10 protein-coding genes are annotated in these 13,532 nt (G+C 49.3%); 1 reads left to right on the forward strand and 9 read right to left on the reverse strand.

Annotated features, from left to right (window positions below):
• Positions 1–81: 81 nt before the first annotated feature.
• The 3 genes from H141_RS0101230 to H141_RS0101240 all read right to left on the reverse strand — a co-directional run bounded on the left by H141_RS0101230 (position 82) and on the right by H141_RS0101240 (position 1,573).
• Positions 82–900 (reverse strand): alpha/beta fold hydrolase, encoded by an 819-nt coding sequence (locus tag H141_RS0101230; RefSeq protein ID WP_019674417.1) that lies wholly within the window; start codon positions 898–900, stop codon positions 82–84.
• Between the two features lie 65 nt (positions 901–965).
• On the reverse strand, positions 966–1,277 hold the full coding sequence (locus H141_RS0101235; protein WP_019674418.1) for a hypothetical protein: 312 nt from the start codon (positions 1,275–1,277) through the stop codon (positions 966–968).
• 32 nt (positions 1,278–1,309) lie between these two features.
• Positions 1,310–1,573 (reverse strand): hypothetical protein, encoded by a 264-nt coding sequence (locus H141_RS0101240; protein ID WP_019674419.1) that lies wholly within the window; start codon positions 1,571–1,573, stop codon positions 1,310–1,312.
• Between the two features lie 136 nt (positions 1,574–1,709).
• Between H141_RS0101240 and H141_RS19660 the strand changes: the two genes are divergently transcribed.
• Positions 1,710–2,501, forward strand: a complete 792-nt coding sequence (locus H141_RS19660; protein WP_019674420.1) for a glycerophosphodiester phosphodiesterase — start codon at positions 1,710–1,712, stop codon at positions 2,499–2,501.
• 1 nt (position 2,502) lies between these two features.
• Here the strand turns inward: H141_RS19660 and H141_RS0101250 are convergent, their stop codons facing one another.
• The 6 genes from H141_RS0101250 to malQ form a co-directional block, all read right to left on the reverse strand.
• Positions 2,503–3,837 (reverse strand): MFS transporter, encoded by a 1,335-nt coding sequence (locus H141_RS0101250; protein WP_019674421.1) that lies wholly within the window; start codon positions 3,835–3,837, stop codon positions 2,503–2,505.
• A 131-nt stretch (positions 3,838–3,968) separates the two neighbouring features.
• Complete coding sequence (gene purT, locus H141_RS0101255; protein ID WP_019674422.1) at positions 3,969–5,171, reverse strand: formate-dependent phosphoribosylglycinamide formyltransferase; 1,203 nt, start codon at positions 5,169–5,171, stop codon at positions 3,969–3,971.
• On the reverse strand, positions 5,168–6,697 hold the full coding sequence (gene gndA, locus H141_RS0101260) for an NADP-dependent phosphogluconate dehydrogenase (protein ID WP_019674423.1): 1,530 nt from the start codon (positions 6,695–6,697) through the stop codon (positions 5,168–5,170). The genes purT and gndA overlap by 4 nt, the downstream gene beginning before the upstream one ends.
• A 129-nt stretch (positions 6,698–6,826) precedes the next feature.
• Positions 6,827–8,920 carry a glycogen debranching protein GlgX gene (glgX, locus tag H141_RS0101265; RefSeq protein WP_019674424.1) on the reverse strand — a complete coding sequence of 698 codons (2,094 nt, stop codon included), beginning with the start codon at positions 8,918–8,920 and terminating at the stop codon, positions 6,827–6,829.
• Entirely contained in the window at positions 8,920–11,112 is a 2,193-nt protein-coding gene (gene glgB, locus H141_RS0101270) for a 1,4-alpha-glucan branching protein GlgB (protein ID WP_019674425.1), read from the reverse strand. The genes glgX and glgB overlap by 1 nt, the downstream gene beginning before the upstream one ends.
• 42 nt (positions 11,113–11,154) lie before the next feature.
• On the reverse strand, positions 11,155–13,344 hold the full coding sequence (malQ, locus tag H141_RS0101275) for a 4-alpha-glucanotransferase (RefSeq protein WP_019674426.1): 2,190 nt from the start codon (positions 13,342–13,344) through the stop codon (positions 11,155–11,157).
• Between the last annotated feature and the right edge of the window lie 188 nt (positions 13,345–13,532).

Genomic DNA, 13,532 nt, shown 5'->3' on the forward strand with positions numbered 1-13,532 from the left:
AAATTAGTGTATAACGCAGATAGTTTCTAATATTCCCAAAGTGCATTTCCCCTCCGAGGCCTGTAAAAATTTTGCTTTAATTTAATGTGTATCTTGCTGGTCCAGCTGCGTCATCAGTCTTTTTAGTTCTTGCAGAACCAATTGTGGCTCATCAAACTGGATAAAGTGGCCGCTTTTATCCGTTAACACTGCACGTCCTTGCGGAAAGGCTGTGGCCCAGTTTTGCCAAAGCTCTCCCCAAAGCTCGCGGCCCTGGTCGGTAAAAAATAAATTGGTTGGGTTGTCTACTTTTTTGACCGAAACTATCACTGTAACCGGCATCGCTTTAATCTGCGGATAATCAGGTAAGGGCCGCTTACTCCAAAAGTCCAGATACTGGTTGGACATGCCCGCTTTCATGTCATCCATTTTAATCTGAGCTATCTCACGGTTGCCCTGCTCAAGGTCAATGGCGCGCAATATATCAACATCATGCTCAGATGACGGGTCCAGCAACAACAAGGCTTTTATTTTATCCGGGTAAGCAGCGGCGAAATCACGCGCCACACTGCCACCATAAGAATGTGCCACCAGAATAACCGGCTCTGTTATTTGTAGCTTTTTCAGCAACTCATTAGTGTAGTCTGCATAATCGAGCGAGGTAAAATGACGCTTAACCTGGGTTGAATTACCATTGCCGACACGGGAGTAACGGATAACCTTTGCCTGCTCGGCGATCGGTGCAAATACCGGCTCCCAATCAGTCATCGCTGAACTACCGCCGGCTTCAAATAACACAGTGTGCTTACCACTGCCGGTAATTTCATACTCCAGCTCAAATTCATTTACATCAATAAACTGACTTTGCGCAGCGCCGAGACTGAAAGATAGTGTCACCAAAATAAATGTTAATAGTTTCAAAATAAAACCTAAAGTTCAAACCATACCAAGCCTGAGTAAGGCTACCTCTGTAAAACTGATTACAGCTAACTTGCCAGGAGCTTTACTAAGCGCTGCTTTATTAAATGCTGCTCAACCTTGTTTGACAGAAAAATCAAGATGGCGGCGTTCAGTAAAATTACAGCAAAACGTTCATTTGCATCAAAACTGCTATAACGTCCAAGCAGATAACCAATGGCGTAGCCCAACAAGGCCGCCAATATTACAGCGAGTAAGCTGCTTATCAACCGCACTTTTTTAGTATCGTCTTTCGCTTGTTTTATGTAATTTTGAACTTTAACGTCATGTTCGTTTGCTAAGTGCGGATACTTAGTTATTAACCATCTGAAGTACTTCATTACTTCTTCCTTGCGAACTTATATTTTGTTTTTCAACCGGGCATTTTTAACAATTGAGCCTTCTCACGCAGCAGCGTAAACAATTTATAACCGCCCCACGCCATCATGCCCCCACCCAATACCAGACAACCGGTAACCACTGTTGGGTTATTTAACACAGGTAAAAACGCCTCACCTTCAGGCGTAAAGGTAGCGTACACCCCCGCAGCAAACAGCAAGGTGCCCGGAACATCAAGAATACCGGCAACCACTAACTCTTTTTCAATCGCTTTAAGACGTTGATGTTTATTATTCATGTTGTTACATCCTGTTATGTTCGGCTGATTAAACCGCGCTTGATGCTAGTGGATCTCTGGCATAAAGTGAACAATTTGTTTCATAACCGCAGTACAAACTGCTACTATTTTGCGAGACAGCAACAGGACAAAAGCCGTGCCCGACTGGACTCACTATCTGAACAATCTGGCTAACCAGTTATGGCGGCTTAGCCCGGCTTGCCGGACACCGGCCAACCCTGCCCATTTAAAACTGGTGGCGCATCGCGGTGCTTATATCGCAGGCCGCAACAGCCCGGCTCCGGAGAATACCCTGGCTGCCTTCGATCGTTGTCTGAAACACAACATCTGGGGTATAGAGCTGGATGTCAGGCTGACCCGGGACGGCGAGCCGGTGGTGCATCATGATCCGTCCTGCGGCCGGCTATTTAAGCGGCCCGATCTCGACATTGCTAACATCCCCTTTGCCACACTGCGCCGCGAGTTACCGCAAATTCCGCACTTACAGGAAGTCATTGCCCGTTATGGTAAGCAATTACATCTGATGATAGAACTAAAAGAATCGTGGCGGCAACGGCGGCAGCTGCAACCAAAGCTCACCACATTATTAGCAGGGCTGGAGCCTGGTGCAGATTATCACCTGCTGAGTCTTGAGCCTGAGCATCTGGAAGGGTTTCGGCATTTGCCGGCTGCAGCGCTGATGGATGTAGCGTTAACCAATACCAAAGAGATTATCCGCCAGAATCATGCCCTGGGGCATGGCGCTGTGGCCGGCTCTTTTGCCCTGCTTGGTAACTCAACTATTCACCAATTAAAACAAGCTGGAAAATTGCTGGGTACCGGCCAGGTTAATCATCCCGACATTATGAATCGTGAAGCTGCCCGCGGCGTTGACTGGCTATTTAGCGATCAACCACTGCGCCTGCTCGGTGTTCAAGACAGAGCTTAGATTAGTCGGCCTCACGCCAGCTATCTGCTACCGCGCTCCCCCTTGCTTCCTGCACTGGCAGCACCGCGACAATTGCCAGCGTAAATAACACTAAACAGAAAATAATGGCATCGGCCAGACCAAAGGCCCATTGCAACAAACCTAAACCCAGCATGCCAAATACTGCAGCCAGTTTAGTGGCCATACCCCAGAAACCAAAAAACTCAGCCGATTTCCCCAGTGGGGTTAGCACCCCAACCAAAGCACGCGCCGCCGACTGCGATGAGCCTAAACTGGCACCGGCCAGCACCCCGGCCACTAAAAATACATACTGCGCCTGCCAGTTCACCCCAAACCACTGGCGGCATAATTCGGCGATGAATGGCGTTTGCCAGATAGCCAGAATGGCCAACAACCATAGGCTTAAGGTCATAATATAGGTAACCTTGGCACCAATCCGGCTTTGTAAAAAGCCAAAACCAATAGCACCTATTGCCGCGGTAATTTGCACTGTGACAAACATCAACACCCGTACCTGCTCATCCCAGCCAATAACCTGTGCGCCATAAATAAACGAGAAAGCAATAATGATATAAATACCGGCCATCGCAAAAAATATCGAGATTAACAACGTCCGTAAATCCCGAAACTGATGCATCGCCCGCCAGGTGGTGTTTAACCGTATAAACGCCATATTGAGCATGCTCTGACCGGCAGGCAACAGACGCTTTACCCCGCGCTCGCGCAGCCAGACAAAGGTAGGAATGGCTGCCAGCAAAAAGAAGCCTGCGGCAAAAGGCCCGACCCAGCGAATGGTTTGATAATTATCCTTTGATACCTCGCCTAAAAATAACAAGGCAAAGGCAGTGGCAACCAGCCCGCCAATATAGCCCAGACTCCAGCCCAGGCCGGAAATCCAGCCCAGTGCTTTGCGTGGCCCAAGGTCTGTTAGAAAACTGGCAATAAAGCCCTCGCCGATGGCATAGGCAAAGTTTGAAATAATGATCAGCAACATCGCCGGCCAAAGCCAGCCGGGCTCAACAAAGTACAGCATAGCGGTGGCAAAAACGGTGAGTAAATAGCTAAAGAATAAGAAGCGCTTGCGGCTGGCAGAGTAATCCATAACCGCACCACAAACCGGGTTAGCCACCACCACCATTAAATAGCTGATGGCCAGCGAAATACTCCACAGCAAATTACCCAAGCGGTAATCAGGTGCATCGCCTACAATTACCCGGGTAAATAAATCACCATAAATCACAGTAATAATCAGTAAGGTATAGGCCTGATTAGCAAAGTCGAACATCGACCAGCCAAAAATCTCCCGCTTCGGTGCCAAAGGTGTAGTGCTACTCATAAATGCCTGTTTTTAGTCGTTATGCTGCAATTTAACTGCATTCACTTTAGCAGATAAAGCTGGCTGTGGCAGGCCAAATAAAAAACCACCCGCAGGTGGTTTTTCAACGTTCGATGATTCAGCGCTCAGCCTTATTTAAGCGTTACCTTCAACTGGCTGATTACCTTTAGAGCTTTATCGGTAGCGGCTTCTACCGTGTCGCTTAGTGCCAGCGCTACGCCCATCCGCCGCTCGCCCTGTACTTCCGGCTTGCCAAAAATACGCAGTTCGGTATCCGGCTCGCTAAGTGCCTGAGCCAGGCCCTGGTATTGAATATCAGCGCTGTGGCCGGGTACTAACAACACCGCCGAGGCAGCCGGACCATATTGCTTAATATAAGGAATGGGCAAGCCTAAAATTGCCCGGGCGTGTAGTGCAAATTCACTTAACTGCTGGGAAATAAGGGTTACCATGCCAGTATCATGTGGCCTGGGCGATACTTCGGAGAAATACACTTTGTCGCCTTTAATAAACAGCTCAACTCCGAATAATCCGCGGCCACCTAACGCCTCTACCACAGCTTTGGCGTAGCGTTTAGCTTCTGTCAGTGCACTGTCACTCATTGCCTGGGGCTGCCAGCTTTCGCGGTAATCGCCCTTTTCCTGGCGATGGCCGATAGGTGCACAATATTGAATACCGGTCAGCGAATTTACCGTTAACAAGGTTATTTCATAGTCAAAGTCGATAAAACCTTCCACTATTACCCGCCCCTTGCCGGCACGACCACCTTCCTGGGCATATAGCCAGGCAGCGTCGAGATCAGCCGCACTGCTCAGCACACTCTGGCCCTTGCCGCTGGAAGACATAATGGGCTTAACCACACAGGGGTAGCCAATGACGTTTACCGCGGCAATAAAACTGTCTTTATCATTGGCAAACTGAAAAGGTGAGGTTGCCAGGCCAAGCTCTTCAGCTGCCACGCGGCGAATACCTTCCCGGTTCATAGTCAGGTTAACGGCTTTAGCACTCGGTACCACATTAAAGCCACAGTCTTCCAGCTCAATAAGTACAGAAGTAGCAATGGCTTCCAGCTCAGGTACAATGAGTGCTGGCTTCTCGCTTATTACCAGCTGACGCAGCGCGGCGTTATCCAGCATTGACATCACCACCGCTTTATCGGCCACCTGCATTGCCGGCGCATTCGGGTAACGGTCTACCGCTATTACTTCACAGCCGTAACGTTTTAGCTCAATACACAGCTCTTTACCCAGCTCACCGGCGCCTAATAACAACACCTTGGTGCTGCTGGCCGTGCCCGGGGTACCTATTTTTTCAATATTATGTGCTGTGGTCATTTTATTTTCACCATTGGCCGGGCTGGGTTACTCCAATCCACATGAAACATTTTACCTTTGGCTTTATCGGTGCGCTCAAAGGTGTGAGCACCAAAATAATCGCGCTGGCCCTGCAGTAAATTAGCGGGTAATACCGCGGTACGGTAAGAGTCATAATAACTCAGTGCTGAGCTTAACGCCGCTACCGGAATACCTGATAAAGTGGCATTGGCCACCGCCTTGCGCCAGTTTTGCTGATAAACAGAGATTTGTTTGGCAAAGAATGGGTCTAGCAGCAGGTTTTCCAGCTCATCATTGCGCTCAAAAGCATCGGTTATTGATTGCAAAAACACTGCGCGGATAATACAACCGGCCCGCCAGATTTTGGCTATTTCGGCAAAGTTAAGCTGCCAGCCATGTTCATCGGCAGCCGTTTTCATCAAGTGGAAACCCTGAGCGTACACGCAAATTTTAGCGCAATACAACGCATCATGCAGCGCCTGAATAATTTCATCTTTTTGCTCAGCTGAAATTAAATTCTGGGCCGGGCCGGCTAATACCGTTGCGGCTTTAACCCGCTCATGCTTCAGGGCCGATAGCGACCGGGCGTAAACCGCTTCAGCAATAGTTGGCGACGGGCTACCCAGTTGCAGGCTGCTGACGGCAGTCCACAAGCCAGTGCCTTTCTGGCCGGCTTTATCCATAATAACGTCAACCAGCGGCAGGCCGGTTTCCGAGTCTTTGGTGGCCAGCACCTCAGCGCTGATACCAATTAAATAACTGTTAAGCGGGCCTTCGTTCCACTGCTTAAAAACCTCAGCAATAGCAGCAGATGTCATACCAAGAATATCCCGCATTACCTGATACACTTCGCAAATCAGCTGCATATCGGCATATTCAATACCGTTGTGCACCATTTTTACATAATGGCCCGAGCCACTGGGGCCAATATAAGTGGCACAAGGCTCGCCTTCGGTAACCGGGTTACCGGGCTCAAACCGCTCTATCGGTTTTCCGGTAACAGGATCTACTTTAGCAGCAATGGCCTGCCACAGCGGCTTAATCCGGGTCCAGGCGTAGGGGTCGCCACTTGGCATTAACGACGGGCCAAAACGGGCGCCCACTTCCCCGCCGGATACGGCAGTAGAGAAGAAAATAAACTTACCTTCGTACTGTTTTTCCCGCGCCACAGTATCGGTCCATAAACTATTACCGGTATCGACAATAATATCGTCAGCCTGAATGCCGGCGTCGATTAGCTTATGACAGATATCATCTACTGGCTTACCGGCTGGTACCGACAATACAATTAAGTGTGGCGCGGATAAGCGCGATAACAGTTCAGTGTATGAGCTACAGCCAATAACCCGCGCTGGCTTGTCACCCCGTTCGGCTTTATCCTGCGCTAACACAGCTTCCAGTTTCTGATGGTCTAAATCGAAGGCAGCTACCCGGTAGCCATTGTCGGCGAGGTTCAAAATGAGGTTTTTGCCCATTACCCCGGCTCCAACGAAACCGATGTCACAAATTGGCGCTGTATCTGTCATCTGACGATCCTTTACTTAGTGTTACTAAGCCAACAACAGGCTCGGAAAATGGCGGGCATTCTACTGCAAAAACACGGTAAAAGCAGCAATAAACCTGCAACCAGGCTTACACTGTAAATATCATGTAGTTCACTGCCAAACCGAGACACTGTGCGCCGCCTGCAAATAGTCCTGATGAATACTGGTTTTTTCGCTGGCCAGACCATCGTTATGGGCCGTATCAAACAACCGTTGCCAGCCTGCTCCCTCCCGCCTCGCCGGCAAGGTTAACGCCACCGACTGCCCGGCAGCATTAAACACAAACAATAATGCCTTGCCGCTGTGACGGTTAGTGATCCTGAAAATACAGAGCGCCCGGTCCGGGTCATGCCAGTCTTGTTGCTGCTTTTCGGTGCCATCGGCTAAAAACCAGCATACCTGATGTTTATCGCCATGCAGCTGATAATGGTCGTCCAGCAGAGATATTTGCTGCAAGCAGCTTAGTTGTTTCCGCAGTTCCAGCAGCTGGCGCACAAACTGCACAAACTTTTGCTGCTGCCCATCAAGCTGCCAGTTAAGCCAGCTTATCGGGTTATCCTGGCAATAAGCATTGTTATTGCCGCCCTGGGTATGGCTTAGTTCATCTCCACCCAGCCAGTGGATCATACCCTGGCTTAACAGCAAGGTGGCAGCCAGATTACGTTTATGCTGATAACGACGGGCCAGAATAACCGGGTCGCTGCTTGGCCCCTCCACCCCATGATTGCAGCTCAAATTATGGCCATGACCATCGCGGTTTTGCTCACCATTTTGCCAGTTATGTTTATCGCTATAGCTGACTAAATCTTCCAGGGTAAAGCCATCGTGATAAGTCAGAAAGTTAACACTGCAACTGGCTGGTTTATGATGCTTTTGAAAAATATCGCGTGAGCCCAGTAAGCGGGTGGCAAAATCGGCCAGCACGCCTTTATCGCCGCGCCAGAAAGCCCGGAAGGTATCACGGCACTTGTCATTAAGTTCAGACCAATTAGCCGGAAATTGCCCTAAATGATAGCCAAAAGGACCAACATCCCAGGGTTCAGCAATCAATTTGGCCTGTGACAACACTGGATCCTGGGCAATGATCTGAAAAAAACTGGCATAAGGGTTAAAGCGTTTGTGTTCGCGCCCCAGAGTAACCGCCAAATCAAAACGGAAACCATCAACCTGCATCTCAGTAACCCAGTAGCGTAGCGCATCCATTACCAGTTGCTGGGTAGCCGGGTTGGCAATATTTAAGGTATTACCACAACCGGTGAAATTGCAATAATTCTGGTAGTCGATCATATCGGCGTGACTGTGAAATAAATAATAATGGCGGTCGGCCAGGCCGCGAAAGCTTAGCACCGGGCCATCATCGCCCGCTTCTGCACTATGGTTAAACACTACGTCCAGGATCACCTCGATGCCATGCTGGTGCAAGGTACGAACCATTTGCTTAAATTCGGCAACGGCATCGTCCAGCTGATAACGCGGGTCAGGTGCAAAAAAATTGACCGGGTTATAACCCCAGTAATTAGTCAGGCCAAGACCGGTTAACCTGGGCTCAGCCATAAATGCAGCCACAGGTAACAGTTGTACTGTGGTGATCCCAAGCTGCTTTAAGTGGCTGATAATACTGGCATGACACAGGCCTAAATAGGTACCACGCAACGCTTCGGGCACGTCGGGATGCAGCATGGTAAGGCCCTTAACATGGGCCTCATAAATCACCGTTCTTTCACGAGCAATTTTTGGTTTAGTACTCTTTTGCCAGTCAAAGGCTGCTGGTTGCCAGTTATAAGCAGCTGGATCCAGCACACCTTTGGCTAGCGCCAGATGGCTTTTTTGCTGATACGGCTCACTTTGCCATACCTGAGCCCGGTTTAGTTTGCGACTGTATGGGTCGATTAGCACCCGCTCTTTATCAAAGCGGAACCCTGCACTACCAGCACTCAGGCCATCAGCTTTCAACGCATATAACGTGCCGTCGCTAATATCGCTGACTTGTAAATGCCAGACACTGCCGGTGCGGGCAGTAAAAGCCAGCTCAGCCAGTTCCTCTTCGGTATCGGGTTGATATAAACATAACACCAGGCCGGTAGCGTCGGGCGCGAACACCGCAAAATTCCAGCAGTTTTCGGCTACTTTGCTCGGCCCCAACGGATGACTTTCGCCATGGCTCGTTTTCAGTAAAGGCACAGTATTAACGCTGCTGTTGCTCATTACGCATTGTCCTTTTTCCTCAGGTATAAACAAGCCAGCGGTGGCAGATTTAAGCGGATAGCCTGGGCCTTACCATGACAGCCAGGCTGCTCAGAGCATAAATTGCTGCCCACGGCATAATTACCACCCCAATAATATTCACTGTCGGTATTAACAATAACCTCATATTGACCGGCTTGCTCTACTCCCAGCATAAAATTATCACGCGGTACCGGGGTAAAATTGGCCACAACATAAATGGCGTTGCCCGCACTATCACGGCGGATAAAACTAAGGGTGCTGTGCTCTGAATCGTTATGATCCAGCCAACTGAAGCCCTGCGGCTGGTAATCCAGCTCATGCAAAGGCTTGCAACGTTGATAGCTGTGGTTCAGATCGCGATAAAGCTGCTGAATCCCCTGATGCTTTGGAAAAGCCAGTAAATGCCAGTCCAGGCTCTGGGTGTGGCTCCACTCCCGACTCTGGCCCAGCTCATTACCCATAAAATTCAGCTTTTTGCCGGGGTGGCCAAACATAAAAGCGATATAGGCGCGTAAATTGGCAGCCTGCTGCCATTCGTCGCCGGGCATTTTATTAATTAAACTGCCTTTACCATGCACCACTTCGTCATGTGATAACGGCAAAATAAAGTTTTCGTTGTAGGCGTACACCATTGAAAAGGTTAAGTCACTGTGGTGATATTTACGATAAGACGGATCTTTACTGATATAGCGCAGACTGTCGTTCATCCAGCCCATATTCCACTTAAAGCCAAAACCCAGGCCGCCACTGTCAACCGGCCGCGATACCTGTGGGAATGAAGTCGACTCTTCGGCAATGGTCATCGCCTGAGGAAACTTGCCATACACTTCGCTGTTCAACCACTTAAACAGGCTAATCGCTTCGTAGTTATGGTTGCCGCCATCGATATTCGGCACCCACTCGCCTTCGTTGCGGGAATAATCCCAATACAACATCGAGGCTACCGCATCGACCCGGATGCCATCGATATGAAAATGCTCCAGCCAATACAGGGCGCTGGCCACCAAAAACTGCCTGACATAGTCTTTGCCATAATCATAAATGCAGGAGTTCCAGTCAGGATGCCAGCCACGGCGTGGGTCGGCATATTCGTATAAATGGCTGCCGTCAAAGCGGGCTAAACCATGGCCATCTTCCGGAAAATGAGCCGGCACCCAATCCAGGATCACCCCAATACCGGCCTGATGACAGGCATCAACAAAGGCTTTAAACTGATCGGGTGTACCAAAGCGTGAAGTTGGGGCAAATAACCCCAGTGGCTGATAACCCCAGGAGCCATCAAACGGGTGCTCCATTAGCGGCAGCAACTCAATATGGCTATAACCCATGTCTTGCATGTAGGGAATAAGCTGCTCAGCCAATTCAGCATAATTAAGTGGCTGGTTGTCGTCTTTACGCCGCCAGCTGCCAATATGCAGCTCGTAAATACTCATCGCACTCTGGTAAGGGTTTACCGCAGGTCGTTCACGCCAGTTTTTGTCCTGCCACTGATAGCTGTTGTGGTCATATACCAGAGAAGCATGAGACGGATACTGTTCGGCATAAAACGCCATCGGATCGGCCTTGTGTGGCAATAAATGGCCATCTTTATCTTTAATCTCAAACTTATAACGCACCCCGCTGCTTACTTCTGGCATTACTAATACCCAATGGCCGCAATCAGTGCGCTCCATCGGATGACAACGGCCATCCCAGCCGTTCATATCACCCACCAGGCTAACGCTGCTGGCGTTTGGTGCATAGACCGCAAAGCGGGTGGCAGTTAACGACGTACCATCCGGTGCAAGGCTGATAACCTGAGCTCCCAGCTGGCGGTACAGGTTTTCAGGCTGACTATGCACATGATGCACCGCATAAAAAGCCTGCTCGCGAAACTGATAAGGGTCAATACAACGATAACTACTGTGGGCATCGCTCACTTGTAAATAATAAGCACTGGCCTTACGTTTGCGGGTGAGGACCAGCTCAAATACGCCACTAAACTCAGGGTGTGCTGTTAACTTACCAAGGCTTTTGTCGCTTGTTAATTCAAAGGCTTCAACGGTCAGCGCATGCGGCAAATAGGTTCGCAGCAGCATACCGGTGCCTTTGGCACTGTAGCTGTTCGCCTGCCAGCCCAGTAAAGCAAAAGGATGGGCACAACTTGCCTGATTTAACTGCGCTAATGTCATCGTATCTGTCCTTATAATATTAATTTATCACCGTACAGCGGATTAGCTGGCCCGTGCTTTCGTTAACTCTGCCAGCAACTGTTGAATATGTGGTTCGATGGTCCACTGCTCCATTTCCTGGCTTAATTTGCGCCGCCAGTTTGGATATTCATCACTGGTACCTGGTACATTAACCGGCTGGGTCATTTCCAGCCAGTCTTCCAATTGCAGGCATAATAACTGACTGTTACCGGCGGCCAGATGACGCTGCATCGCATAATTCAGGGGGCGATCCATCGCCAGGCTATCAACAGTCCGTGGATAATCCATTGGTAACATGCCATGGCCGTGCAGAGAATCAAGGATCTGCTGCTTGTTAGCATGTCGTTGTTGATACAAGCCCTGCAGTTGTTGCTGGTCTATATATAAACCCAGATGCTGACCCAGTTTTAAATCTTCGCAGTGCCAAAAACCGGTTAAGGTGGGTAGGTCGTGAGTACTTAAGGTTGCCATCGCCTGCACCGGATAGTGCGCCGGCGAAATATAACCACCATCGGCAGCCGTTTCAAAAAAGAATACCCGATACGAATAAATGCCGTAATCAGCTAACAACTCACGAATACCATCCGGCACTGTGCCAAGGTCTTCACCAATAATCACTGCCTGCTGACGCTGACTTTCCAGGGCCAGAATGCCCAGCAAATCCATGATCGGATAATATACATAAGCGCCACCACCAGCATTGGCTGCGGTTTTTGGCACCCACCACAAACGCAGCAAGGCCATCACATGATCGATGCGCAGTGCGCCGGCGTACTGCATATTACTGCGAAATAACTCAATTATTGGCTGGTAAGCCTGGCTAAACAACTGATACGGCTGCATTGGCGGCAGGCCCCAGTTCTGGCCAGCCGGACCTAACGGGTCAGGCGGTGCGCCAACACTGGCATCACGGCAATATAAATCGCCATTACCCCAGATTTCAGTTGAGGCTTCACTGACCCCCACCGCTAAATCCCGGTACAGACCTAACAACATCCCTGCTGTTTTTGCTTGCTGCTGTACGGCTTTAAGTTGCTGCTGGGCAATAAATTGCAGGTAGCAATAAAAATCCAGTTGTTGCTGATGCTCCTTCGCAAATTGTTGCACTGCGTCACTTTGCGGGTCGCGATATTGCTCCGGCCAGTTTGGCCAGCCCCAATGATTACTATCCTGCTTAATTAAAAAGGCGTGTAATGCATCGTACAATGCCAGTTGCTGTAAGCTGTCACCCCCCTGTTGTTTAAACTCAGCAAACTCAGCCGCTAAATGCGCTTCTTTACCGCAGTGCTGCACAAACCACTGATACAGACTGTGCATCACCGGCAGTTTTAATTGCAATACCCCGCTGTAATCAACCCAGTCGCGCGAGCGTTGCGCAGCAATAGCGGTGTTAAATGCGGGCGTACTTATCAGGCTGTTAGTCTTACTACACTCGTTGTATCCGGGCATAGCACTAACATCAATATAGATAATATTAAGCCAGCGGCGTGAAGAAGGGCTGTAAGGGCTGGCACCTTCCGGCATCGCCGGATACAACGCATGAATAGGGTTTAAGCCAACAAAATCGGCGCCCTGCTTAGCCAGATAAGCGACCAGGGTGCTTAAATCGCTGAAATCACCGATACCCCAGTTACGCGCTGAGCGCAAACCGTAAAGTTGAACCGATACCCCCCACTGTTTTTGTTGTGCAAATTCGTCTGGCTGATAACACTTACCGGGACTGACGATTAAGCGCTGTTCAAAACTGAAACCGGTATCATTGCAGGTTAACGTCAGGGTGTGATAGCCGGCTTCAAGCGGATAATCCAGACTATGCTGATACTGCTGATACTCATCATCGCCAATTACAGCAACCTGCACCAGCTCGCCCGCAACCGGCTCAGTACTAAACTGATGGTTGATACCTCGCTCGGTTTTTAAGGTAAAATCAAAACTGTTGTTAGCCAGCGCTAACGGTACCTGCAATTCAAAAGTATGGGGCTCACCCAGCAACTGGACTGACACCGGCGCGAGAATTTGCTGCCAGAAATCCAGTTGCCGCTCAGTCAGTTCAGCCCTTGCTGCCCCATCATCTGCTATATTAAAGCCCTGAGCTGCCAGCAAAGCCAACTGATCAGACGTAGCAACCTGAGTGGGGTTACCCCAGGCATCATTAAAGTCGGTTTCAATCCCGGAAAAAGCAACCAGTTCGGCCAGTAGGGCGGCATCCATTATTTATTCCTCAATATAAACAGTAAGTTGGTATATTTTTACTGCTAAACACGATAATAACACCAAACTAATTTACGTTATTAAATTACAAAAAACCAATTTAATGCAGTTTAAAACTTGAAAAAAGCCAGCATTAATGTAATTTTACTACATATTATTGGCTGAATACGAATAAATGAATACGTTTT

This window comes from Arsukibacterium perlucidum DSM 18276 (genome assembly GCF_000382165.1).
Classification (GTDB): Bacteria; Pseudomonadota; Gammaproteobacteria; order Enterobacterales; family Alteromonadaceae; genus Alishewanella; species Alishewanella perlucidum.

Excerpts from the sequence above, each read along its gene's own strand:
- H141_RS0101235 (WP_019674418.1), bottom strand. The coding sequence starts at position 1,277 with ATGAAGTACTTCAGATGGTTAATAACTAAGTATCCGCACTTAGCAAAC.
- H141_RS0101240 (WP_019674419.1), bottom strand. The coding sequence starts at position 1,573 with ATGAATAATAAACATCAACGTCTTAAAGCGATTGAAAAAGAGTTAGTG.
- H141_RS0101250 (WP_019674421.1), bottom strand. The coding sequence starts at position 3,837 with ATGAGTAGCACTACACCTTTGGCACCGAAGCGGGAGATTTTTGGCTGG.
- purT (WP_019674422.1), bottom strand. The coding sequence starts at position 5,171 with ATGACCACAGCACATAATATTGAAAAAATAGGTACCCCGGGCACGGCC.
- gndA (WP_019674423.1), bottom strand. The coding sequence starts at position 6,697 with ATGACAGATACAGCGCCAATTTGTGACATCGGTTTCGTTGGAGCCGGG.
- glgX (WP_019674424.1), bottom strand. The coding sequence starts at position 8,920 with ATGAGCAACAGCAGCGTTAATACTGTGCCTTTACTGAAAACGAGCCAT.
- glgB (WP_019674425.1), bottom strand. The coding sequence starts at position 11,112 with ATGACATTAGCGCAGTTAAATCAGGCAAGTTGTGCCCATCCTTTTGCT.
- malQ (WP_019674426.1), bottom strand. The coding sequence starts at position 13,344 with ATGGATGCCGCCCTACTGGCCGAACTGGTTGCTTTTTCCGGGATTGAA.